Raw genomic sequence first — 23,372 nt, forward strand, 5'->3', positions numbered from 1 at the left:
TCCAGGCCAGAATGATGAATCTTGTATACAAAAAATAAATTTTATGTATACGATCTGCTATCGATAAGTGAAACCGGAGTGGGTTAATGAATAATGAACATCGTCTCCAGGCCGCGCCAGCGCTGCAGGACAAGGACGAAAGCATTTACCAGGCGCTGATGACGGCCATCGTCGAACATCAGTTGCCGCCGGGCAGCAAACTGCCGGAAGAGGCGCTGGCGGAGGTGTTCGCCGTGAGTCGCACCGGCATCAGAAAGGTGCTGCAACGACTCGCCGCTGTGCAACTGGTCACCTTAACGCCCAAACGTGGTGCACACGTCACCAGCCCCAGCGTGGAAGAGTCCCAGGCGATCTTTCGTACCCGGGCGCTGCTTGAGGTCGCTAATCTGCCGGATGTGATCGCGCGCTGCCAGCCGCCGCATCTGGCGGCGCTGGAGAACATTATTCAGCGTGAACAGCAGGCCCATGAGGCGAACGACGGCCCGGCGGCGATCCGCCACTCCGCTGACTTTCATATTCAGCTGCAGGCTATCTCCGGCAACCCGGTGCTCGCCGAGATGGTGACCCGCCTCAGCCAGCGCTCCTCTTTAGTGATTGCCGCCTGGGGCGCTCCCTGGCGACAGGGCTGCCGTTGCGACGATCACCAGCAGCTGGTGGGTTTGCTACGGGATAAAGCCCTGCAGCCGCTCAGCGAGGCGCTGATGCACCATTTTGATCATATTGTCGCCAGCCTGTGCTTCGAGCGCGGTGGCGTCAGCCTGCCCGATTTTTCCCGGCTGTTCGCCGGCCACAAGGAGTCGTGATGTCTTCCGTTCGTATACAAGTGATTAACCCCAACACCAGCCTGGCGATGACCGAAACGATAGGCGCCGCCGCGCGTGTGGTCGCTGCGCCGGGCACCGAGATCCTTGCGGTCTGTCCCCGCGCCGGGGTGCCGTCAATTGAGGGCCACTTTGACGAAGCCATCGCGGCGGTCGGCGTGCTGGAGCAGATCAGGGCCGGACGCGAGCAGGGGGTGGATGGGCATGTGATCGCCTGCTTCGGCGACCCGGGGCTGCTGGCGGCGCGGGAGCTGGCCCAGGGGCCGGTGATCGGTATCGCGGAGGCGGCAATGCATATGGCGACGATGGTCGCCACCCGTTTCTCCATTGTGACCACGCTGCCGCGCACGCTGATCATCGCCCGTCATTTGCTGCACCAGTACGGATTTCATCAACACTGCGCGGCGCTGCACGCCATTGACTTGCCGGTGCTGGCGCTGGAAGACGGCAGCGGCCTGGCGCAGGAGAAAGTGCGTGAGCGCTGCATTCGTGCGCTGAAAGAGGACGGCAGCGGGGCGATTGTCCTTGGCTGCGGCGGGATGGCGACCCTGGCGCAGGAGCTGACCCGCGAGCTGCGGGTGCCGGTGATCGATGGCGTCAGCGCGGCGGTGAAGATGGTGGAATCGCTGGTCGCGCTGGGGCTGGCGACCAGCAAGCACGGAGACTTAGCGTTTCCGGAGAAAAAAGCGTTAAGCGGACAGTTTCAGTCGTTAAATCCATTTTAAAAGGGGCAGGAGATGGGAGAGAACCAGGAACACTATCCTCGCGATCTGCGAGGTTATGCAGGGCAGCCACCGCACGCGCGCTGGCCGGGCGGGGCGCGGATCGCGGTACAGTTCGTCCTCAACTATGAGGAAGGCGCCGAGAATCACGTCCTGCATGGCGATGCGGGGTCGGAACAGTTCCTGTCCGATATTATCGGCGCCGCCAGCTACCCGGCGCGCCATATGTCGATGGATTCACTCTATGAGTACGGCAGCCGGGCAGGGTTCTGGCGCATCCATCGCGAGTTCAGCCAGCGCGGGCTGCCGCTGACCGTTTTCGGGGTGGCGATGGCGCTGGCGCGGCATCCGGAGATTGTGGCGGCGATCAAGGCCGCGGATTACGATGTGGTCAGCCACGGCTGGCGCTGGATCCACTATCAGCACATGGATATTGCCGAGGAGCGCGCGCATCTGCAAAAAGCGGTTCAGGTGTTAACCGACCTGTTCGGCAAACCGCCCACCGGCTGGTATACCGGCCGCGACAGCCCCAACACCCGCCAGCTGGTGGTGGAGCACGGCGGCTTTGAGTACGACAGCGATTATTACGGTGATGATTTACCTTTCTGGAGCGAAGTGGCCTGCAGCGACGGCAGCCAGCGACCGCACCTGATCGTGCCTTATACCCTCGACGCCAACGACATGCGCTTTGCCACCGCCCAGGGGTTCAACACCGCGGAGCAGTTTTATACCTATCTGAAAGACAGTTTTGACGTGCTGTACGCCGAGGGTGAAACCGCGCCGAAGATGATGTCCGTGGGGATGCACTGCCGGCTGCTGGGGCGCCCGGGGCGTTTCCGCGCGCTGCAGCGTTTTCTTGACTATATCCAGCAGCACGACAAGGTGTGGGTCTGCACCCGGCAGCAAATTGCCGACCACTGGCGCGAGGTCCATCCGTATCGCGGGTAGCTTGCTGCCCTTTATCATGGTCCTCTCCGCAGGGAGAGGGCACCGTCCGGTCAGGTCTCTCGCACCGGTTCACCGCGATGTATCGTGATTACTGGATGAGCATGGCGAGGAGCACCAGGCACAATAGCAGCACATAGATGCGTGCATACCATACATCAGATACCGCAGGGATTGCCCGGCGGCTAAACACTATCCCGGCCCAGCCGGTCAGGACGAGCAGGCCTAAAATTTTCAGGCTGATAAACCCAATAAACCCGCCCAGCGGAATGCTGTGCCAGCCAATGATGGCATAGGTCACAGCCCCGCATAGCGCCACAGGCAGAGAAAGTGGGTTGGAAGCGCTAACGCACTCCTGCATCTCATACCCGTGTCGCCGTAGCAGGGGCACCGTCATGACGCTGCCACCCACGCCCAGCAATGCGGCAATCATACCGATAACCATACCGCCGCCGGTGACCACTGGCAGGGACAGCCGACGCCGAGCGCTGCCCCTGAAGAAACCTTTGCGCAACAAACAATCGCTGATGGTGGCCAGCATATAGAGAATAAACAGCGCGCGAACGATCTTCTCGCTCAATATCCCCGCCAGACAGGAACCCACCACCGCCCCGATAGCAATAAACCACAACAACGGAAACAACGTCTGTACGGCAAGCTTGCCCGCCCGCCAGTTTCGATAGCTGACCCAGCCGGCGTTAAATATCATCACCGCCGTTGAGGTGGCCACTGCGACATGCATGGCGTTGCCCGTGAGTTCCGGCTGACGGAGCATCAGGTGATAGACAAAGGGGACCACCACAAAGCCGCCCCCGAAGCCGAACAGTACCGTGGTAATGCCGGTCGTAAAGCCTGCCAGCGCAATAATAACGATATCATTCAAGAGAATATCCCCGCCCTGAAAATGAGCGAGCAGCTTATACCGGTCGCGTACGGCTTCCCATTTGCGTAGCGCTCAATTACCTTTGTAAATCGGTCAGAGGGGGGCAGGTGTGCGCAACGTAAAAATTGACGAGGTCGATCGGCTCGATCGCGAAGTGGTGGCGTTAGGCAATGACTATGCGCAAGGGTATATACTGCCACCGCACCAGCATCGTCGTGCACAGCTGCTGTATGGCGCGACCGGACTGATGCATGTCACTACGCAGGACGGAGAATGGGTGGTTCCGCCGCAACACGCGGTCTGGATCCCCCCTGAAACCGTGCACGCCGTCAGATTTGCGGGGGTGACCACGCGTAGCTTATATATAGAGCCAGATGGCGTGGCCACGTTGATTAAACACCGTCGTTGCGAAGTGATCAGCGTCTCGCCGCTGTTGCGCCAGCTACTGCTTGAGGCTGTGGATTTACCGCCGTTGTACGACAGCCCACGCGATCGCATGCTGATCCAGTTGATGTTGCTGGAGCTGGCCGCCATGCCGGTCCGCGAATTTGATATTCCGTTGCCGCAGCATCCGGCGCTGCTGGCGCTTTGTCAGGCTTTTTTGCTTAATCCTTCTATTCATGATCCTGCCGCGCGCTGGGCCAGGGCGCTGTTTATGAGCGAGAGCACCTTTCGCCGCCATTTCCTGAAGCAGCTGGGCCTGTCATTTTCCGCCTGGCGTCAGCGAGCCTGCGTGGTGAGCGCCCTGGCATGGTTGATAGCGGGTAAACCGGTGAATGACGTGGCATTATCCCTTGGATACGACAATGCGTCCTCTTTCGCCACCATGTTTCGCCGCGTAACCGGGCAGCCGCCGTCGTTTTATCATCCAGCCTGATGCTTCGGGGAAGGGGACTGCGGCAGCATGTGTCGGAAATGAATGTCGCTTTTTATGGCGTTGCTTTGCGTTAACGCAGTCATAAGACAGACAATCCCGGAATGCCTGGCTTGCGTTTTCAGGTCCCCCTACATTTAGTGGTGGCTACCTCAAGGCGGTTTATCTATTCTGCCTGTAACCGTGAGAAGACTGGAGTCTCTCTTTGTGAACCATCTTATCGTTGAAAAAATTATCATCATCTTTCTTCTCGTCCTGTGGGGATTCGATACGTTCAGGACCAGGAAAAGAAAACGTTCCGAGCCCGCCATTGAAGCGGCTGATGCCAGAGAACGTTATCAATGGCGCTATCTGAGATGGGGGTTCCGGGTCATACAGGTGATAGCGGGAGTGTATATCGTCGTGCAACTGATACAGGTATTACTGAGATAGAGGCATGGGCAGAGTTGCTTTTCGCGTCGACAAGGGGAAGCGTTCGCTCTGTGCCAGAGCAGACGTTAACGTCGATAACTGCGTCACTTCTGAAGCTGAACATAACCATTATCAGCTACACTTGTTCCTGTTTTTCGTCGAGAGCTGAGAACTTGCCTGCATATCAAAGGGGGGTTTTTAGTTGATAACATTTCAAATAACGGCTTATGTGACCCTGCAATGATGCAAGTGATACTGGTTCGACACGCGGAAACAGAATGGAATGTAAAAGGTATTATTCAGGGACACAGTGATAGCGCATTGACGCTTCGTGGGGAGCGTCAAACATCAGCTTTATTGGCAGCGTTTGCAGAGAGTGATTACCGGGTAGAATGTGTTTACGCGTCTCCACTTGGCCGGGCCTGGCAAATGGGACAGCGCCTGGCTGAGCGTTTTTATTGTTCACTGATAGCTGAACCGGCTCTGAAAGAACAGGCTTTTGGTCAGTTTGAAGGCATGACAACCGTAGCGCTGCTGCAAAATAATCCGGACGCCGCAGAAGCATTATTCACCCTGGATGCAGAGTATTGTCCGCCAGGGGGTGAGTCTCTCTCAGATGCTTCGCAGCGAATGATACATTTTTTATCCAGTCTGGAAAAAAAACATCATCATCGAACAATATGTATTGTGTCTCATGGGCAGGTCATTCAGGGCGTGCTTGCGACGTTAAAAAGTGGATCTGTGGATGATTTTCACCGCTATGCACAACCCAATGCGAGTTACGCCGTTTTCGAGCTGATTAATGGAAGCTGTACCGTTCTAAGCTGGGGGATCGCGACACATTTACGCCACCTGGATTAGCCATTACCTTGCTGTCATTCAAATCGATGATGATTGAAGTACAACGTCCGCTTCTTGCCCGCATCGAACGGAGGTAACGTAGCGGAAATATGTTTTCGGGCTCTACCAGGATGCCTTCCATCGAAACGTTTATGACTTTCCTTCTCGCACTGACGCTTCTGGAGATTTCTCCTGGGCCAGACATGATGCTGACTATCGCCACCAGGAGCGGACGTTCAGATGACTGGGGATCCCCGGTTATATCCTCCCGTATTTTGACGTCAGAAATTCATAGTTTTATGCCCAGGCTTTTGATATTACAGAGGAACTGGTAACAAAAGCATGTTGAGGTAGCACTTTTTCAAGTAAAAATATATTGGTGTCAGGGTCTGGATCTGCGCAACAATCATTCACAACGATAAGGCGGTAATCCAGATCAAAAGCTTGCCCGACTGTGTAAAGCACCACACCACTGGTAGTCACACCCGTAAGGATCAGGTTTTCGATGCCTTGAGCACGAAGGATCATCTCAAGTTCAGTAAACGAGAAAGCTCCAACTCTGCGTTTGACGATGACGACTTCATTTTCTGCCGGAGCAACATCAGGATGAATTGCCGTGCTCTCGTTATCAGCCATAAAAATTCCATTCTCCTTAATCGAAGCGAAGATAGTGTTGTTCTTGCTGACCTCTGGATACCCCTTGCGGAATCCGACGCTGACATAAATGACCGGTACGCCTGCCGTGCGCGCAGCGGCAATCAGCGATGCGGTATTGCGGATAACGTTTCCAGCGCTTTCGTGCGGGAGGAAATTGTTAAGGATGATCGTCTGAAAATCCATAACCAACAGCGCGCTGTTTTTACTGATGTTACTGAGTTGATTTGGCATAAAATTTCCCAAATTTGCAGATGAAAAGTAATGAAGTCAGTCAGCGTGTTGCTGACTGGCGATGTATTTTAAAGTTCCAGGCAGCGCCGGCTAGCAGGATGCCGCTGGTTGCCAGGAAGACGGCTCGCATACCGATATGCCCTCCGACAAAGCCGCCCATCAGTGGCCCGATGAACTGGCCAGCGAACTGCGCTGCGACGGAATAGCCAAGAATGCTGCCCACCATCCCTTCTGGTACACGATGACGTATCACTGCTGCAATACAAGGCAATAAGCCGCCGAGCGCCAGTCCCATAAGGAAACGCAGGGCAATCAGTTGCCACCCGGAAGTGACAAATGCCTGAGGGATCAGCAGCAAACCGGCCGCAGTCAGCGCCAGCGTGATAATGCGTAAATGTCCTATCCTGTCCGCCAGTTTTCCAAGCCATGAGGCGGAAATAATGCTGCCCAGCGCCGCTGCTGCCATCACATATCCCGCCACTTTCGTTATCTGAGAAGCCTCGCTGACGAGAGTGCGCACATAGACTGTGATAATGGGCTCTATCGACATATTGGCCAGCATCAGTAGCAGACCGGTGCAAAGCATGCAGATAATTACAGTACGGGCAGGCAACTGCGACCAGCTCACTCCTGCTTTTGCCACTGTATCCGCAGGCTTTTGCACTTCTTCGCGAATGAGAGTAAGGGTCATGATAAATGACAGAAATATCAGTACGCCTGCACAGAAAAATGTGGTTCGAATACCGATCAAACCAGGGAGCCATCCTCCGGCAAGTGGACCGACAAGATTGCCAGCCATTACACCCGATGAAACAATCCCCAGCGCCCAGGCTGCACGCTCTCTGGGAGCCTGAACTGCGATAAGAATTGTCGCGCCGGATGAGTATCCTCCCGCCAGGCCAACTAACAACCTGAGTCCGACCAGCTGCCATATATTTGTCACCAGCCCCATAAGCGAAACAGTAACCGCCATGCCAAGGCTGGCTCTCACGAGCATCGATTTGCGTCCATATCTGTCACCGAGTTTTCCCCAGACTGGGGCGATCAAACCGGCAGTGATAAACGTTGCGCTGAATGCCACGCCAGACCATTGAACGACCGCTGTATGCCCGCTAACACCCAGTTCTTCGACATACAAAGGCAGAAAGGGCAGCATCAGGGTCATTGCAAAGACGGTTGAGAACGAGCCAATGAAGCAAACAATCAGGTTTCGCCGCCAGAAGCTGTTATAGAATTGGGTCATAGAACACTCTTTCTTGGTATACCAAATTGGGATACCATATAGATTGCGCATCTTACTGTCAATTTGCGGGAGAACATTGTCGTTATGAGCCAGGCATCAGAAGTTGAAAACCAATTAAGAAAACTGATACTTAACATGGAGCTGGGGCCGGGAGAACGGTTAACGGAGCGCTGGGCCGAAGCAACGTTTAACGCGTCACGTACGCCTGTGCGTGCCGCATTACAAAAGCTGGAGTCAGAAGGGCTGGTCTGTCGTGATGGGCTACGCTGGTTAGTGGCACCGATCGATGTCAGTGAAGTTGAACAGCTGTGTATTTACCGGGAAGTACTGGAAGTGGCGGCATTAAAACTCTCTGCCAGCCAGATGACAGAAGAACAACTTAACGGTCTGGAAAACCTGCTAAAAACGAATACTGTGGATGCGTCAGAAGATGTGATGGACGATGTTGGCACACAATTCCATCTCCAGTTGGCCGGTCTTTGTCAGAATGCGTTTATTTTCCAGGGGATAAGCGATGCCCTGCGCCGGCTTTCACGGGCACGATGGCTCGACAAAGCACCGTCAAATCCCGCGTGGGATGATCATCGAGAAATAATTGCTGCGCTTCGGTCGCGGGATACTGATAAGGCAGCAGAATTACTCGCCATTCATCTGTGCGAAAGCCGCCTCCGCCTTCTTGAGGCAATCAATTCAAGCAGACGTAGCCTGAGGGCGAGGGGGATTGCGATATCCTGATATAAGTCGCCAGTTTTGATGACAGAACGACAAAAATCCGCTTTTCGCTCACAGCGGATCTTCACCTTCGTTAGCTCGTCCGCTCCTCGCTGCCCTTTACGGCAGACTAGTGCCAGAAGCGGATGTTGCTTGCCCACAGGAGCGCGATGGAAATATAGCAGTACAACTTATCCCTACCGTCAAAAAATGGCACTAACTGAAAGATGTCAATCTGCTTCCTCATATATATCTACATTCTCCCCTAATCATTAATAAAGGATGGATGAAGATGCTGAGAGGTAAAAGAGCTGTAATTACCGGTGGTGGCACGGGATTTGGTCAGGCGCTGAGCGTATGGTTAGCGCGAGAAGGCGTCGAGGTGGATTTTTGCGCGAGGCGCGCTGATGATATTCAAAAAACCTGCAGTATCATCACGGCTGAAGGCGGAATGGCGAAAGGGCATCTCTGTGATTTAACCCTACCTGAATCCCTTTCTCAGTTTTCTTCACAGTTGTTAACTTTTGACAAGCATTGTATTCGTTATCAATTCTGGTGAGGTACATGCCAAGCGCCTGGAGGCGAGTCGAAGGAGGTCATTGGAATCAGCATTTAAGTGTCATGCGTGACGTATTGGACATATTAGAGAGGATTCTCCGACATTTTACCTCTTCCATTCCGAATGACTATTGTTACCAAATATTGATTTCACCGGTAACGTCCATGCTTCTGATCCAGATTATCGTTAACTCGCAGGTCAGCCAGTACAATATCAATGAATACCTTATCACAAGCGGAGTCTTCTGCTGACCAGGAAGCGATGTATCGGTAACAGGTGGAAGATATTTTTGGTCCTTCAATAAGACGGAGTCTTGGTTCATGCTGAAGATCATTTATAACACTAAAAATCTGGTCACGTATTTTCTTATAATCCGCGTCGAAGGCGAAAATCACGAGGTAGAGACTGGGCGGGAAAAGAAATTCTTGATTTAGAAACGACGAATACTTGATAAAAACCTGATGAAAACCATTTTGGATGCTTTGTTTTATGTTGTTCTTATCACTCTGGCTACGTATCAATTTTGATTCAATGATGGCAACCCGGGATGACTTATAAAATATTGAGATATCAGTTCGTCCATTGCCAATACTCTCTTCGCTTCTTGCTTCCAGGTCATGCCCTGTAAAACGAGCATTTAACCAATTCTTCAGAGCCGCGCTAAGGTTATTTTCTTGAAAAAGTGTTTTTGCATCGATACGGTAAAGATTAGCGTCTTCTCGGATACATCGGATGCCTGTTAAAATGGTTGAGGGCAGTTCATAAATCATATTTGATTGATCAAAATAAAAACACAGTGCATCTCCAAGATCATTTAGCTCTTTTTCTATAAGTTCTGAATCTCGATAAAAATAATATGAGGTTGTGTTCGCCACCTTATGCGAAAGGATTTTCATAGCGCTGTTTATAGCTATGAAGTCACGCTTCTTTACGCTCAGCGTATAATAGTTATGAAAATAACCTTCAACTTTATTTTGTGTATGGTAGAGCCATGAATTCAACTCAGTGATAAGTTTTTTAAATTCGGGCTCAATATTTTTTTTTGATTTGAGTATTCTTTCGCACTTATATATGATCTGTTGGAAGCTTGACCTGAAACCGCAGCGACTATCCATCCATTTTTTCCACTTCCCATCTTTTACAGTGACTATTTTAACAGGAAGGTACCGGATAAATAAATTAGATAGTACGTCGCTGTTTACGTCATCATTAATAATGATGACACATCTACGAATTGCTGTGCTCGCTTCTTTTATTTCCTCATAGAGTTTACCTAAGTTATCACATACATAAAAATTTATCCTTCTATCTAAAAATGCATAACCAAAGCTGCGTTTATGAGCATTGCAGAACATTGAGCTGTGTGAAGCATCCGAAAGATCCCCATTGGATGCATCGATTTCTGCAGTGATGTTATCGATTACAACATCCACTACATTTATGTATGGTGATTTAATATTCAGTTTTTTTCGTAATATTTCAATAAAATCCATCAACCGCATAACGTATTCTGAGTATTGTGATTTATAAAAAATATGATTTAGATGTCTAATATCATTATTTCTCAGAAATATCAGCAATTTTACCCGTTCGTATTTTGTATCGTTATAAATAGAAATGAGATGATTTAAGCGCTGACAGTAGAATGCAAATGAGAAACACACATTAGCATCTTGGGTGATCAAAGCGTTATCCAGTTTTTCTTCTTCACTATAATCGCGTATGAAAAGTTCCAACTTTTCATCTGGCGCCTCACTAGCGTTACAAAAATCAAAATAGTATGCCATATATTCCTTAAATGCCATTTATTTTTTTGTGACAATAATAGTATCATAACAGACTACATACAAACACCCCATTAAATAATAAAAAACACCCCCATAAAAATACTTTGACAACACACGTCTCAATTTAAGTTACAGAGGTTGACTACGTACTTGGCATTTTACTGAGTTGCAACCGCGCCTTTGCTATGATTATACACTCACTGCCCGTTCGGGAACGGGATTCATGACCATCCAAAGTTCGACGGTGTCTGAGGCAAGCCACTCTTCGACTTCTTCGTCAGAGCCACCAGCAGTATGACGTCGATACACCGATGCAGACGCTTAACGTCGCGCAGCAGGCCGGGCAACAAAGTGGACGTCACGGAGGAGAAACTGGCCAGGCGAATGCGTCCGCGAGTTACGTTCCGGCCCTGGTTAGTCAGTTCGTGAATGGCATTCAACTGTGAAAGCATGTTTCTGATATGTTTAACTATCTGGTCACCCAGAGCGATAATACCGTTGAGTCGATGCTCACGGGTAAATACCCGAAATCCCAGGAAGGACTCCAACTGGGCAATGGCCTGTCTGGTGGCGCCGGGCGTGGTCTTTCATATCTCCTCGGTAGCGCACAAGATTTTACCATCATCCGCCACGACCATCAGCAGGCGCCAGTGTAAAAAGTCCCCCGCCGACCAGTGCCCGCGGGGGTGCGAATGATTATTCCCAACGTTTCAGCAGCAGGCTGGCGTTAACGCCGCCAAAGCCAAAACCGTTCGACAGCGCATAGCGCATCTTCTGTGGACGAGCTTCCAGCGCCACCAGGTTCATGCCTGCCGCCTCTTCATCGGGGTGGTGCAGGTTCAGCGTCGGCGGCACTACCTGGTCACGCAGCGCCTGAATGGTGAAGATGGCCTCGATCCCGCCGGCTGCGCCTAACAGATGGCCGGTGGCGGATTTCGTCGAGGTAATGGCGACGGGATGGGCGCCAAACAGATTTTTAATCGCCGCCAGCTCACCCTTGTCACCGACCTGCGTTGAGGTGGCGTGGGCGTTGATATGGTCAATCTCTGCGGCGGTCACCCCGGCCTGGCGAAGGGCGGTTTCCATGGCCCGACGCGCGCCGTTACCATCTTCCGGGCCCGCGGTCAGGTGATAAGCATCTGCGCTGGTGCCGTAGCCGACCAGCTCGGCCAGCGGCGTGGCACCGCGCGCCAGCGCGTGCTCCAGCGACTCAATTACGATAAGCCCCGCGCCTTCTCCCATCACAAAACCATCGCGGTCACGGTCAAAGGGGCGGGATGCGCTTTCCGGCTGGTCGCTGTAGGCGCTGGACAGCGCCCTTGCGGCGGCAAACCCGGCAAGGCTAACGCGATGAATCGCCGCTTCCGCGCCACCGCAGAGGGCGATATTCGCCTCGCCGCTGCGGATCATCCGCGCTGCATCGCCAATGGCCTGGGCGCCTGCCGCACAGGCGGTGACCGGCGCGCCGATGGGGCCCCGGAAGCCGTGGGCGATAGAGACATGCCCGGCGGCCAGGTTGGCCAGAAAAGAGGGGATGGTGAACGGCGAGAGGCGACGCGGCCCGCGTCGGTGGTATGTACCGCATTGGCGATCTCGCTGAACCCGCCGATCCCGGTGGCGATCACCGTGGCGGTGCGTTCCTGTTCGGCCGCGGATGCCGGCGCCCAACCGGCCTGGGTCAGCGCTTCGCGGGCGGCGACCAGCGCAAACTCAATAAAGCGATCCATCTTTTTGCGCTCTTTCGCCGGGATGGTCGCCAGCGGGTCGAAGCCGTGCAGCGGATCGCTGTCAATGGACGGCACCTGGCCGGCCACTTTGCAGGGAATATCCGCGACCAGCTGCTCGCTGAGTCGGGTGATCCCTGACTTTCCTGCCAGCAGCGACTGCCAGACGTGCTGTACGCCGCAGCCCAGCGGGCTGACAATCCCCATCCCGGTGACGACAATGCGTTTAACGGAAACGCCCATAGTTAACTCTCCTGTAGTATCAGTGTGCCGGCGGCTTTTTCATCAAGGGAACCAGCAGCGCGGCAAGTAAAAAACCCATCATGATGAGGTAGAACGCATCGGAAAATGCCTGGGTTCGCGCCTCCCGTAGCGCCAGCGCGGAAAGATTTTTCAGCGCCGCCGTCTGCGCGGCATCCGGCGAGATCCCCTGGACGGTGAAGTTTGCCGCGCTGCGCTGAACAAAATCGCTCATTGCCAGGTTGGCGTTATTCAGATGGTCCGCCAGGCGGCTATAGTGCAGATTGGTTCTGTCGTTAAGCACCGTGCCGCACAGGGCGATGCCGATGGCGCCCCCGAGGTTGCGCATCAGATTAAACAGCCCGGAGGCCAGCTTCAGGCGCGCGGGCGGCAGGCTGCCCAGCGTCAGGGTCACCGTTGGCGCGACGGCAAACTGCTGCGCCAGTCCGCGAAAGGCCTGCGGGAGCAGCAACTGGTCCGCCCCCCAGTCGTGAGTGATCGGAACAAAGCTGTACATTGACACCGCAAAGCCGATCAGCCCGGCCATCAGCAGCCAGCGCAGATCGACGCGGTTGGCGAGCCACGAATAAAACGGAATAGACATGACCTGGAACAGACCGGTGGAAAATACCGCCAGGCCGATCTCCAGCGCACTGAAACCGCGCACACTCCCCAGATACAGCGGGGTTAAATAGATGGTGGCGAAGATGCCGACGCCGGCCATAAACGAGAAATAGCAGCCGAGGCTGAAGGTTCGATCCTGCAGGGCGCGGAGATCCATCACCGGCTGCGGATGGCGCAGGGTGCGGATAACAAAGGCCACGCCGCAGAGCAGGGCGACCCAGGCGGTGGTCGTCAGGGTCGCGTCATCAAACCAGCCCCAGCGCGGACCTTCTTCGAGGGTATATTCCAGGCAGCCGAGGGACAAGGCCAGCAGCAGAATACTGAGATAGTCGGCGCCGCGCAGCAGAGTGGGGTCGGCGCTGTCTACTTTTACCAGCAGCGGCACTGCCACCGCGATGTAAATCCCCGGAACAACGTTGATAAAGAACAGCCAGTGCCAGTTGTAGTTTTCGGTGATCCAGCCGCCCACCGTTGGACCCAGCGTAGGGGCGAGGGAGGCCAGGCCGCCGATCGTCGCCGCGGCGATGACCCGCTGTTTGCCCTGAAAAAAGGCGAAAGCGGTGGTGAACACCAGGGGGATCATCGACCCGCCCGCCAGTCCCTGCAGGGCGCGGAAGGCGATCATACTCTGGATGTTCCACGCCCAGCCGCACAGCAGGCTCATCAGCGTGAAGCCCGCCGCGGAAGCGGCAAACAGCCAGCGGGTCGACATGACCCGGGCCAGCCAGCCGGAAAGCGGGATAATAATGATCTCGGCGATCAGGTAGCTGGTTTGTACCCAGACGGTTTCATCGTCGCCCGCCGACAGGCCGCCGCCAATATCCCGCAGCGAGGCGGAGACGATCTGGATGTCGATAAGGGCAATAAACATCCCCACGCACATGCTGGCGAAGGCGAAGATCTTCTTCGCCGTCGGCATCGACAGACCCTGCGGGACGGACAGCGCCTGAACGGTGCTCATCGAGGGCTCTTTTCGTTCACGGTGACGATCACCGACAGTCCCGGGCGCAGGACGTCAAGCTTTGCCCCGTCACCTTCCAGCGCGATGCGGACCGGCACGCGCTGCACGATTTTAGTGAAATTACCCGTCGCGTTCTCCGCCGGCAGAATGCTGAAGCGTGAGCCGGTCGCCGGCGCCAGGCTGGCGACATGGCCCTTAAAGGTATGGTTCGGCAGCACATCGGCGACGATGGTCACCGGCTGGCCGGCACGCATATGCGCCAGCTGGTTTTCCTTGAAATTAGCGTCAATCCACAGGCCGTGCGCAGGCACCAGGGAGAGCAGCTGCGTACCGCTGCTGACAAACGAGCCGGACCACGCGCGGCGGTTGCCAATCACCCCATCGAACGGCGCGCGAATGTCGGTATAGCTGAGGTTCAGCCTGGCCATCTCGAGGTTAGCCTGAGCCTGCGCCAGGGCGGCCAGGGTTTGTTGCTGGCGAGCATCCAGTATCGCCAGCTGACGTTCGGCCACGGTTTTATCCGCTTTGGCTTTCTCCTGCTCGGCGTGTGCCCGGCGGTAATCGGCGGAGGCGTTATCACGGATCTGTGCGGAAATCGCGCTCGATGCGGCGAGAGCGTTATAGCGTCGGTTGTCGTTCGCCAGTTTTTCGGTTGCCGCCGTGGCGGCCAGTAACGAGGCCGCAGACCCGGCAATGGTCGCCTGCTGCAGCTGGCGGGTGGCCTGGATATCGGCCAGCGCGGCCTGCTGCGCCGCCACTTCTCCGGCGGCTTTCGCGAGGGCGGCGCGATAATCGCGGTCGTCAATACGGATCAACAGATCGCCTTTTTTCACTGCCATATTGTCCTGCACCGCCAGCTGCTGGATATAGCCAGAGACTTTGCTGGAGATGGCGCTAATGTCGCCGCCGACATAGGCGTCATCGGTGGTCTGCATAAAGCGCCCGCTATGCCACCAGTATGCGCCGTAGCTCGCTGCCGCGAGGGCGGCGACGCCAAGCGCCGTCAGGGTGAGGAGGCTTTTCTTACTGGTCGGATTCATTGCTGGCATCTCTGTAAGGTTCCGGCTGGAATTTTTGCCCGCTGTCGCCTTCGCGTTTGCGCAGCAGATATTCATGACGATATTTCATCAGCGGCGAGGCGGCGGGTCCCGGCACCATGGCGTATTTACCCGGGATAATCTCTTCCCCGGTCGCTTTATCCACCATGACTGGATCCACACGGCGCTGGGTGGCGGTTTCCACCAGCTGCATCTGACGCCCTTCGGGGGCGAAGTGGCGATTACCCCATTCCGCCAGCGCCAGCAGCACCATGCGGAAATCGCGGCCGCGTTCCGTGAGGTGGTATTCGTAGCGCGGCGGGGTGCTGCTGTAGCACACCTTCTCCAGCAGTCCGTCATCCACCAGCTCCTTCAGACGGCGTGACAGAATATTAGGCGCGACGTTGCTGCTTTTCTGAAACTCGTCAAAGCGGGTAAAGCCCGCGAAGGCGTCGCGCAGGATCATGATGCTCCAGCTGTCGCCGATGCGGCCAAGGCTGCGGGCGATGGGGCAGGGAGCGTGGCAAAGCGGTTCGTTTTTCATGAGTAGACCTGGATGAGTCGGTGGCGTCGTGAGCAAATTGACATAGTCACTATCAAAATGCAAGTTACTCTTCGCCGCGCTCTGGACGTGAGCCGATCCCATTTCTCAAGGCCGTTTCTTTCTGCGAATGAGTATCCGCCGTCTTTAACCGCCAATGACGTTTTTTTACCGGGATAAGAGATAAAAATCGCTGATGGTGGATGAAACATTTTAATAATGACAGAAATCGATGTGGTGGCTGATGACCTTTATTGGGGGATGCGATATAAAGTATTGCGAAATGCAAATTAACATTCTCATAACTTATAAAGGTTAAATAAATGAAGCAGGTGGGTATTGTCGGCTGGCGAGGAATGGTAGGCTCTGTATTACTGCAAAGAATGATTGAAGAAAATGATTTTGACGATATTACGGCGCATTTTTTTAGTACCTCCAGTGCGGGTGGCGCGGGTCCTGTTATTAAGGGTAAAAGCGACATTCTTAAAGATGCCAGTTCCCTCAGTGCCCTCGCCGAAATGGATATCATCATTACCTGTCAGGGCGGAGATTATACCAAAGCCATTTATCCTGCTTTAATTAACCATGGCTGGCAAGGTTACTGGATTGACGCGGCGTCGGCGCTGCGGATGGATGAAAAAGCGTGCATTATTCTCGACCCGGTCAACCGCGATAATATTGATCGTGCTGTGCAAGCAGGAATTAAACTGTTTGTCGGTGGCAACTGCTCCATTACGCTGAGCCTGATGGGTCTGGCAGGATTAATAAAAGCCGAGCTGATCGAATGGATGAGCGTGATGACCTATCAGTCTGCCTCCGGGGCGGGCGCCAAACAGGTGCGGGAATTAATCGCGCAAAGCGCTTATATCAGTCAGCATTTATCTGCGGATGAACTGACGTCATCAGGTTCCGTGCTGCCATTGGTGAATAAAGTGAGTGCGCTGATTAACAGCGCGGGCATGCCGGTAGAGCATTTTGGCGTGCCATTAATGGGCAGTATCATTCCGTGGATCGACAGCGATTTAGGCGATGGAAATAGCCGCGAAGAGTGGAAGGGCGAGGCGGAAACCAATAAAATCCTTGGCCTTGCGCCGGGTACCATCCCGGTCAATGGTTTATGCATTCGCGTCGGGGTGATCCGCTGCCACAGCGCGGCGATTACACTGAAACTGAAACGTGAGGTCAGCGAAGCAGAATTTGCTGAGTTAGTCACCCATTCCCATCCGTGGGTAAACTATGTCCGCAATAATAAGCAGGAGAGTGTCAGTCAATTGACCCCGGCGGCTATTAGCGGTTCGCTGCAGGTTGGAATTGGCCGCTATAAGAAAATGGCGCTAAATAATGAACCCGTCTACTCGGTGTTAACGGTGGGCGATCAGCTATTGTGGGGCGCGGCGGAACCCCTGCGCCGCATGTTAAATATCCTGCTGGGCAAAATATAATTACAGTTATCCGGGGTAAGCCCTCGCGCGCTGGCGGTTAAGACAACGGTTTAACGAAGCGCTTGCGGACCTCCTTGTAGCCGTTACTTTCATAAAATTGATGCGCTCTGATTCTTTTTTCACTGCTTGAAAGCTCGATCTGAGCGCATTGTTTATCGCGGGCGAGACGCTCAGCGGCATGGAGAAGCTGGCGGCCTATTCCTGAACCACGTGACGCTTCCTCAATGACCAGCGCGGAAATTAATGCCCATAACCTGTTTTCATGTACTGGTAAAATAAAATTGATAACGATGACGCCACACACGGCGTTTTCTGCTTCAGCCACCAGCACACTTAGCGTACTTTGCGGTGCAGAGATGCGTTGTTCTAAGATCGCCGTCTCCGTCTGATAGCCCAGCTGCAGAAATAGCGTTTGCAGCGAGGGGATATCTTTTGATTCCGCTGTTCTGATTAACACCATGATCATCGACTCCAAACAGAGTATTACCGGACCGGAGACTTTATTCCCCCGGTCCGCTCCAGTGTACGCCACTCAGTCCATCAGACTGACCTGGGCGGCAACAATCCGCCAGCCGTAGGGGAAGCGCACCCACGTTTGTTGCTGGCGGCCCAGGCGGGCGCTGCCCTCGCGGGTGAACTCGGTGCTGCACACGGCCATATCCGCGCCAAAGGTGGTGATGGTGGTCTGGTGCAGGTCGCGGGCCAGACCGGCGGCGGGGCGGGCGGCGCGAAAAGCGCGGATCGCCTCGATACCATACAGATTCTCGCCGGCCCCCAGCCGCACGGTGCGCGGGTCATGCCAGAACAGCGCATCCAGCGCCTCGATGTTATTACTGACCAGCGCCTCTTCATACTGATAAAACGCCGCCGTTACCTCGGCGAGGATCGCCGGGCGGTCTACATTGTCCAGGTTGATCATGCTGCACTCTCCGCCACTCGGGCATCGGTAATGCCCATCGCTTCCAGCGCCCGCGCGGCGCGAAGACAGGCTTGTTCGTTGAACGGCGCGGCAATCAGCTGCAGGCCAATCGGCGTGCCGCTGGCGGTACGCAGGGGCACGGTCACTACCGGCAGCCCGAGGAAGGAGATCGGCTGCGTCAGCATTCCCATGCTGGCGCGCACCGGCAGCGGCTGGCCGTTAATCACCATCTCCTCCGCGCCTATCGGCGTGGCGCTGCATGGGGTGGCCGGGGCGATCAGCACGTCGGCTTGGCTGAACAGGGATTTCATCGCCTGGCGGGCATGACGGCGAAAACGCTGGGCCTGCAGGTACCATGCGGAGGGGATCATCGCCCCGGCCAGCAGCCGCTCGCGGGAGTGAGGTTCAAAACGCTCGGGCGAGTGGCGCAGATCCGCCAGGTACTGATTGCCGCCTTCGCTGGCGCTGATGATAAAAGCTGCCGAGCGGGCCAGCGCGGCATCCGCGAACTGCAGTTCGCTGTCGGCACCCAGCGCGTGGGCGACCCGATCCACGGCCGCCCGGGCGTCGTCATCGCACCAGGTGGTGAAATAGCCGCCCAGCCGCGCGCAGCGCAGCCCCTCCAGCCCCCGCTCCAGCAGATTGCCGGTGCGCTCGCTGGCTTTATCAGCCTGAAAGTCATCGGCCGGGTCGCGCCCCTGCAGGGCGTCATACACCGCGGCGAGGTCGGCCACCCGGCGGGCAAAAGGACCAATATGATCCAGACTGGCGACAAACGGATGGCTGCCGGAACGGGAGAGGCGGCCGAAAGTGGGTTTCAGGCCAAAGATCCCGCACAGCGACGCGGGGACGCGGATCGAGCCGTTGGTGTCGCTGCCGAGGCTGAAATGGACCAGCCCGGCCGCCACCGCCGCGGCCGAACCGCCGGAAGACCCGCCGGCGATCCGCGACAGATCGTGCGGGTTGCGCGTCGCGCCATAGTGGCTGTTTTCGGTGGTAAAGCCGTAGGCGTAGGCGTCCATGTTGAGCATCCCGCTGAGCAGGGCGCCGGCGCTGTGCAGCTGGCGCACCGCCCAGCTGTCGCTGGCCGCTGGCGGCCGATCGCTCAGCAGTTCCGCCCCGGCGAGGGTGGTATGTCCGGCGACGTCAAACAGATTTTTCACCGCATAGGGAATGCCAGCCAGCGGCGGCAGGGGACGCTTTTCCCGGCGCAGGGCGTCAATGCTGTCGGCCTCCGCCAGCATGCGCTGGGCGGTGACCTCGGTCCAGGCGTTGATCTGCGGATTCACGCGGGCGATAGCGTCCAGCGTCTGGCGGGCGATCTCCCGGGCGCTCAGTTCGCCCTCGTGCAGCGCCCGCTGAAGCTCGGCGATGGTGAAGTGATGAAGTGTCATGCTTTATACACCCCCGCAATCTCCTCGCGCGGCCCGAGGGGATAGTCCATCAGCGGCTGCGCCATGGCGGCGATACGGGCAAACTGGCGCGCCAGCTCCTCACGGCGCGGCGCATCCAGCTCCATATCCAACAGGTGAGTCATCTGCGTCAGATACTCGCTCCAGTCTGGCTGTGTGGTCATAGTCTGCTCCTTAGTATCCGGCGGCGGCGCCGTTGCTGCGTGGATCGGTCGCCCCTTCAAGCAGGCCGTTGGCATGGCGGACAATGGCGCCGGCGTGTCCCATCGCTTCGCTGAAATCGGCCAGCACGTCGACTTCGTGCCCCAGCTCGCGCAGGCGCGCGATACAGGCGGGGGCAAAGCGTCCCTCCAGCTTCAGGGAGTCGGAGGACTGGCCCCAGGTGCGCCCCAGCAGCCAGCGCGGGCGGGAGATGCTCTCCTGCAGCGGCACCCCCTGCAGGATATAGCGGGTAAATAGCGCCGCCTGAGTTTGCGGCTGACCGTCGCCGCCCATTGAGCCATAGACCATCACCCGGCCATCGTTCAGGCGCGCGGCGGCAGGGTTGAGGGTATGGAACGGCTGTTTGCCAGGGGCCAGCGCCAGGAGATGCTGCGGGTCGAGGCTGAAGGCCGCCCCGCGGTTTTGCCAGACGATCCCGGTGTCCGGGATCACCACGCCGCTGCCGAACTCGTGATAGATACTCTGAATAAACGACACCGCCAGCCCGCTGTTATCCACGACGCCCATCCAGACGGTATCGCCCGGGCCTTTGCCGCCGCCCCAGGGCGAAGCGCAGGCGTCGTCGATGCTGTCGGCCAGCGGCTGCAGGGCTTCCGGAGTGAGCAACTGCTGAACATCGACATCCAGATGGCGTGGATCGGTGATATGCGCATCGCGCAGGGCAAATGCCCGCTTGGTGGCTTCAACGATACGGTGCACCGTTTGCGCGTCATCGGCATCGGCCATGTTCAGGCGGTCGGTGATGCCAAGGATCGCCAGCGACACCAGCCCCTGTGTCGGCGGCGCAAGATTCCACAGCGTGCCCTGCTGGTGCTGGAGCGTCAGCGGCGTCGGACGCCGGGCGCGGTGGGCCTGCAGGTCGCCGAGGGTGACCGGCATCCCCAGCGCGGCCATGCCCTGCGCGAGACGCTCGGCCAGCGGCCCGCGATAAAAGCTGTCGAGGCCGTCGCTGGCCAGCAGGCGCAGGGTACCGGCGAGGGCGGGCTGGCGAAAGCGGCTGCCGGGCCGCGGGGCCTCGCCCGCTACCAGCCAGGTTTCGCTGAATCCCGGCTGATGGCGCAGCTCTTCCAGTTTGCTGGCGGTGGCGTGGGCCTGCGAGGCGGTGACCGGAATGCCGTCTTCGGCATAGCCGATCGCATCGGCCAGCAGGCGTGCCACCGGCAGCGCGCGGCCGGTTAAGTCCCGTGAAATACGCAGCGCCTCGTCCCAGCCGCTGACGGTGCCGGCGACGGTCAGCGCGGCCTGCGCTCCCCGGTGGGGAATATGCCGCTGTCCGGCGTAGGCCTCGAGGGTGGCCATTGACCCGGCGGCCCCGCTGGCGTCAATGGCGATGGGCTCTCCCTCCGGCGGTACAATCAGCCAGAAGCCATCCCCGCCGAGACCGTTCATATGGGGATAGACGACGGCGATGGCGGCGGCGGCAGCCACCATCGCTTCAATGGCGCTGCCGCCCTCGCGCAGGATCGCCAGCGCGCTCTGGCTGGCGAGGTGGTGGGGAGCGACCGCCATGCCGTGGGTCGAAACGTTGCTACTGTGCATAAATTATCCTTTCTGAACGAATCACCCGCAGAACATTGCAAAAGCTGTTCCACCTCTGAACGTTTCGTTTCATTGATAAAAACAATGACCGTCATTTTCCCACTGGCACGCTATGTGTAAGGCATAGCAGATACAGTATGATGAGGGATAGCTGATGAAACAAAAGTTACAGGGGCGCTATGCAACAACTCGATGAACGACTGAAAGGGCAATACGCCTCGCTGTCGCCGCAGGAGCAGCGGGTGGCGGATTTCATCTTCGACCATTTTGATGACCTGATAAGTTACAACAGCGCCGAGCTGGCGCAGCTGAGCGGCGTGTCGAAAGCCACCGTCAGCCGCCTGTTTAAGCGCCTCGGTTATGACAAATATAAGGACATGCGCGATGAACTGCGCACCCTGCGCCAGAGCGGGATGCCGCTCACTGACCAGCGCGACGCGGTGCAGGGTAACACGCTGCTGGCGCGCCATTATAAGCAGGAGATGGCGAACCTTACCCAATGGGTCAACGCCCTCGACGCGGGGCAGTTCGCCGAGGCGCTGACGGCGATGGTGGCCGCGCGCCGCATTGTGGTGATAGGCATGCGTAACGCCTATCCGGCGGCGCTGCACCTGCGCCAGCAGCTGCTGCAGGCCCGCGGCCAGGTGCTGGTGCTGCCCCAGCCGGGCCAGAGCCTTAGCGAAGAGCTGGTCGATCTGACCGCTGATGATCTGGTGGTGATGATGGCGTTTCGCCGCCGGCCGCGAATAGTCCGCCCGCTGCTGCAGCAGCTGCAGCGCGATGGGGTACCGGTCCTGTTACTGTGCGAGCCGCAGGCCCACAGCCTGTTTCCGCTCTCCCGCTGGCAGCTTTGCGCGCCACTGGACAGCGTCTCGGCTTACGACAGCTATGCCTCGGTCAACAGCCTGATCAATCTGCTGGCTAATGCCTTTCTCCATGAAACGCTCGACAGCGGGCGTCCGCGGATCCACGACATCGCCACGCTTTATCAGCAGATGGATGAGCTGGAACAACGCTGATGGGGCGCCAGCGTGGTGCTATGCATTATTTTGGTGCGTAAAATTCCACGTTTGGCGCTCTCTTTATCGATCCTCTGCGCGCTGAATGCCCGTCTTATCTCGCTTTTAACCTTATCCCCCTCTAAAACCACGCATCGTCCGTGTCTGGCACATTAGTTGCAGAAACAGGTTCAAAGAATCTTTTGTTTCATGCTAACGTAACGGGTAAACACCATGAAAAAACTGTTGATCGCGCTGGCCGGGGCCGCTTGTCTCCTTTCGTCTGTTTCTGCCGCGCGGGCGGACCAGCTCCAGGATATTGAAAAACGCGGCGTCATTCGCATTGCCGTACCGCAGGATTTTCCGCCGTTCGGCTCGGTGGGCACCGACCTGCAGCCGCAGGGGTATGACATCGATATGGCGCGCTACCTGGCGAAATCGATGAAGCTCAAGCTGCAGCTGGTCCCGGTGACCAGCGCCAACCGCGTGCCGTATCTGCAGACCGATAAGGTGGACCTGGTGATCTCCAGCCTCGGCAAGAACGCCGAGCGCGAGAAAGTGATCGACTTCAGCCGCGCCTATGCGCCGTTCTTCCTCGGCGTGTTTGGCCCGAAAGGGGCGGAGCTGAAGGACGCGGCCGCGCTGAGTGGTAAAAGCATCGGTGTAACCCGCGGGGCGGTGGAAGATATGGTGCTGACCAGCGTGGCGCCGCAGGCAGCGCAGATTAAGCGCTACGAGGATAATAACACCACGCTGTCGGCTTACCTGTCCGGTCAGGTGCAGTATGTCGCGACCGGCAATCTGGTGGTGGCGGCCATCTCCCGGCAGAACGCCGACAAAGCGCCGGTGCCGAGCTTTATGCTGAAGGACTCGCCATGCTTTATCGGTCTGAAAAAGAACGAACCGGCGCTGAAGGCGAAAGTGGATACCCTGATCGAGGAGGGCATTAAGGACGGCACCCTCAACGGTCTGTCCGAGAAGTGGCTGAAAGCGCCGCTGCCTGCCAGCCTCGGCGCGTAAGGTCTGTTA

At 56.6% G+C, this 23,372-nt stretch carries 22 protein-coding genes and 6 pseudogenes; 14 read left to right on the forward strand and 14 right to left on the reverse strand.

Annotation, left to right across the window (positions count from 1 at the left end; genetic code table 11):
- Nucleotides 1–86: 86 nt before the first annotated feature.
- From B8P98_RS13625 to puuE, 3 genes and pseudogenes are all read left to right on the forward strand, one after another.
- On the forward strand, nucleotides 87–803 hold the full coding sequence (locus B8P98_RS13625) for a GntR family transcriptional regulator (protein WP_095033129.1): 717 nt from the start codon (nucleotides 87–89) through the stop codon (nucleotides 801–803).
- Nucleotides 803–1,674 (forward strand): annotated as a pseudogene (hpxA, locus tag B8P98_RS13630) (allantoin racemase). Before B8P98_RS13625 ends, hpxA begins: the two are co-directional and overlap by 1 nt.
- On the forward strand, nucleotides 1,559–2,491 hold the full coding sequence (gene puuE / locus B8P98_RS13635; RefSeq protein WP_025712426.1) for an allantoinase PuuE: 933 nt from the start codon (nucleotides 1,559–1,561) through the stop codon (nucleotides 2,489–2,491). Before hpxA ends, puuE begins: the two are co-directional and overlap by 116 nt.
- 88 nt (nucleotides 2,492–2,579) lie before the next feature.
- Here the strand turns inward: puuE and B8P98_RS13640 are convergent, their stop codons facing one another.
- Nucleotides 2,580–3,371: a sulfite exporter TauE/SafE family protein gene (locus B8P98_RS13640; RefSeq protein WP_025712427.1), complete on the reverse strand. Its 792-nt coding sequence runs from the start codon at nucleotides 3,369–3,371 to the stop codon at nucleotides 2,580–2,582.
- Nucleotides 3,372–3,480: 109 nt separating this feature from the next.
- Between B8P98_RS13640 and B8P98_RS13645 the strand changes: the two genes are divergently transcribed.
- The 5 genes and pseudogenes from B8P98_RS13645 to B8P98_RS31655 form a co-directional block, all read left to right on the forward strand.
- Nucleotides 3,481–4,248 carry an AraC family transcriptional regulator gene (locus tag B8P98_RS13645; RefSeq protein ID WP_095033130.1) on the forward strand — a complete coding sequence of 256 codons (768 nt, stop codon included), beginning with the start codon at nucleotides 3,481–3,483 and terminating at the stop codon, nucleotides 4,246–4,248.
- 204 nt (nucleotides 4,249–4,452) lie between these two features.
- Complete coding sequence (locus B8P98_RS13650; RefSeq protein WP_004212106.1) at nucleotides 4,453–4,677, forward strand: hypothetical protein; 225 nt, start codon at nucleotides 4,453–4,455, stop codon at nucleotides 4,675–4,677.
- 4 nt (nucleotides 4,678–4,681) lie between these two features.
- Complete coding sequence (locus B8P98_RS30945) at nucleotides 4,682–4,825, forward strand: hypothetical protein (RefSeq protein WP_042929342.1); 144 nt, start codon at nucleotides 4,682–4,684, stop codon at nucleotides 4,823–4,825.
- Between the two features lie 71 nt (nucleotides 4,826–4,896).
- Nucleotides 4,897–5,517, forward strand: coding sequence for a histidine phosphatase family protein (locus B8P98_RS13655; protein ID WP_071993263.1), 621 nt, complete (start codon nucleotides 4,897–4,899; stop codon nucleotides 5,515–5,517).
- Between the two features lie 110 nt (nucleotides 5,518–5,627).
- A pseudogene (locus tag B8P98_RS31655) lies at nucleotides 5,628–5,732 on the forward strand (LysE family translocator); the annotation flags it as partial.
- A 45-nt stretch (nucleotides 5,733–5,777) separates the two neighbouring features.
- On the opposite strand, the pseudogene B8P98_RS13665 reads toward B8P98_RS31655, so the two are convergent.
- Both B8P98_RS13665 and B8P98_RS13670 read right to left on the reverse strand, forming a co-directional pair.
- Nucleotides 5,778–6,384 (reverse strand): annotated as a pseudogene (locus B8P98_RS13665) (cysteine hydrolase family protein).
- 40 nt (nucleotides 6,385–6,424) lie between these two features.
- Entirely contained in the window at nucleotides 6,425–7,627 is a 1,203-nt protein-coding gene (locus B8P98_RS13670) for an MFS transporter (protein WP_025712430.1), read from the reverse strand.
- Nucleotides 7,628–7,711: 84 nt separating this feature from the next.
- Between B8P98_RS13670 and B8P98_RS13675 the strand changes: the two genes are divergently transcribed.
- Nucleotides 7,712–8,362, forward strand: a complete 651-nt coding sequence (locus tag B8P98_RS13675; protein ID WP_025712431.1) for a GntR family transcriptional regulator — start codon at nucleotides 7,712–7,714, stop codon at nucleotides 8,360–8,362.
- Between the two features lie 268 nt (nucleotides 8,363–8,630).
- Nucleotides 8,631–8,870: pseudogene (locus B8P98_RS13680) on the forward strand (SDR family NAD(P)-dependent oxidoreductase); the annotation flags it as partial.
- A 176-nt stretch (nucleotides 8,871–9,046) separates the two neighbouring features.
- Here B8P98_RS13680 and B8P98_RS30470 read toward each other — a convergent pair.
- Nucleotides 9,047–10,684, reverse strand: coding sequence for a hypothetical protein (locus B8P98_RS30470; protein ID WP_025712433.1), 1,638 nt, complete (start codon nucleotides 10,682–10,684; stop codon nucleotides 9,047–9,049).
- A gap of 201 nt (nucleotides 10,685–10,885) precedes the next feature.
- Nucleotides 10,886–11,232, reverse strand: a pseudogene (locus B8P98_RS31660) (LysR substrate-binding domain-containing protein); the annotation flags it as partial.
- On the opposite strand from B8P98_RS31660, the gene B8P98_RS30475 reads away from it, so the two are divergent.
- Complete coding sequence (locus tag B8P98_RS30475; protein WP_025712434.1) at nucleotides 11,146–11,340, forward strand: hypothetical protein; 195 nt, start codon at nucleotides 11,146–11,148, stop codon at nucleotides 11,338–11,340. The pseudogene B8P98_RS31660 and the gene B8P98_RS30475 sit on opposite strands and share 87 nt — an antisense overlap.
- A gap of 40 nt (nucleotides 11,341–11,380) precedes the next feature.
- Here B8P98_RS30475 and fabF read toward each other — a convergent pair.
- The 4 genes and pseudogenes from fabF to B8P98_RS13710 form a co-directional block, all read right to left on the reverse strand.
- Nucleotides 11,381–12,651: pseudogene (fabF, locus tag B8P98_RS13695) on the reverse strand (beta-ketoacyl-ACP synthase II).
- Nucleotides 12,652–12,670: 19 nt separating this feature from the next.
- On the reverse strand, nucleotides 12,671–14,233 hold the full coding sequence (locus B8P98_RS13700) for a DHA2 family efflux MFS transporter permease subunit (protein WP_009307828.1): 1,563 nt from the start codon (nucleotides 14,231–14,233) through the stop codon (nucleotides 12,671–12,673).
- Nucleotides 14,230–15,273 carry an HlyD family secretion protein gene (locus tag B8P98_RS13705; protein WP_025712435.1) on the reverse strand — a complete coding sequence of 348 codons (1,044 nt, stop codon included), beginning with the start codon at nucleotides 15,271–15,273 and terminating at the stop codon, nucleotides 14,230–14,232. The genes B8P98_RS13700 and B8P98_RS13705 overlap by 4 nt, the downstream gene beginning before the upstream one ends.
- Nucleotides 15,257–15,814, reverse strand: coding sequence for a winged helix-turn-helix transcriptional regulator (locus B8P98_RS13710; protein WP_025712436.1), 558 nt, complete (start codon nucleotides 15,812–15,814; stop codon nucleotides 15,257–15,259). Before B8P98_RS13710 ends, B8P98_RS13705 begins: the two co-directional genes overlap by 17 nt.
- Before the next feature lie 320 nt (nucleotides 15,815–16,134).
- On the opposite strand from B8P98_RS13710, the gene asd reads away from it, so the two are divergent.
- The gene (gene asd, locus B8P98_RS13715) at nucleotides 16,135–17,253 is read left to right on the forward strand and encodes an aspartate-semialdehyde dehydrogenase (RefSeq protein ID WP_080897807.1); all 1,119 of its coding nucleotides are present in this window, start codon (nucleotides 16,135–16,137) and stop codon (nucleotides 17,251–17,253) included.
- Nucleotides 17,254–17,290: 37 nt separating this feature from the next.
- Here asd and B8P98_RS13720 read toward each other — a convergent pair whose 3' ends face one another.
- The 5 genes from B8P98_RS13720 to hpxW form a co-directional block, all read right to left on the reverse strand.
- Nucleotides 17,291–17,713, reverse strand: coding sequence for a GNAT family N-acetyltransferase (locus B8P98_RS13720; RefSeq protein WP_025712438.1), 423 nt, complete (start codon nucleotides 17,711–17,713; stop codon nucleotides 17,291–17,293).
- A gap of 72 nt (nucleotides 17,714–17,785) precedes the next feature.
- Nucleotides 17,786–18,172 carry an oxalurate catabolism protein HpxZ gene (gene hpxZ, locus B8P98_RS13725; protein ID WP_025712439.1) on the reverse strand — a complete coding sequence of 129 codons (387 nt, stop codon included), beginning with the start codon at nucleotides 18,170–18,172 and terminating at the stop codon, nucleotides 17,786–17,788.
- Complete coding sequence (locus B8P98_RS13730) at nucleotides 18,169–19,566, reverse strand: AtzE family amidohydrolase (RefSeq protein ID WP_025712440.1); 1,398 nt, start codon at nucleotides 19,564–19,566, stop codon at nucleotides 18,169–18,171. The genes hpxZ and B8P98_RS13730 overlap by 4 nt, the downstream gene beginning before the upstream one ends.
- Nucleotides 19,563–19,748: an oxalurate catabolism protein HpxX gene (gene hpxX / locus B8P98_RS13735; protein ID WP_025712441.1), complete on the reverse strand. Its 186-nt coding sequence runs from the start codon at nucleotides 19,746–19,748 to the stop codon at nucleotides 19,563–19,565. Before hpxX ends, B8P98_RS13730 begins: the two co-directional genes overlap by 4 nt.
- Nucleotides 19,749–19,758: 10 nt before the next feature.
- Nucleotides 19,759–21,345 carry an oxamate amidohydrolase gene (gene hpxW, locus B8P98_RS13740; protein WP_025712442.1) on the reverse strand — a complete coding sequence of 529 codons (1,587 nt, stop codon included), beginning with the start codon at nucleotides 21,343–21,345 and terminating at the stop codon, nucleotides 19,759–19,761.
- A 179-nt stretch (nucleotides 21,346–21,524) separates the two neighbouring features.
- Here hpxW and hpxU point away from each other — a divergent pair, with 179 nt between their 5' ends.
- Complete coding sequence (gene hpxU / locus B8P98_RS13745; RefSeq protein WP_025712443.1) at nucleotides 21,525–22,364, forward strand: MurR/RpiR family transcriptional regulator HpxU; 840 nt, start codon at nucleotides 21,525–21,527, stop codon at nucleotides 22,362–22,364.
- A 213-nt stretch (nucleotides 22,365–22,577) separates the two neighbouring features.
- Nucleotides 22,578–23,363, forward strand: coding sequence for a transporter substrate-binding domain-containing protein (locus B8P98_RS13750; protein WP_080897809.1), 786 nt, complete (start codon nucleotides 22,578–22,580; stop codon nucleotides 23,361–23,363).
- The last annotated feature ends 9 nt before the right edge of the window (nucleotides 23,364–23,372 follow it).

The organism is Klebsiella quasivariicola, from assembly GCF_002269255.1.
GTDB lineage: Bacteria > Pseudomonadota > Gammaproteobacteria > Enterobacterales > Enterobacteriaceae > Klebsiella > Klebsiella quasivariicola.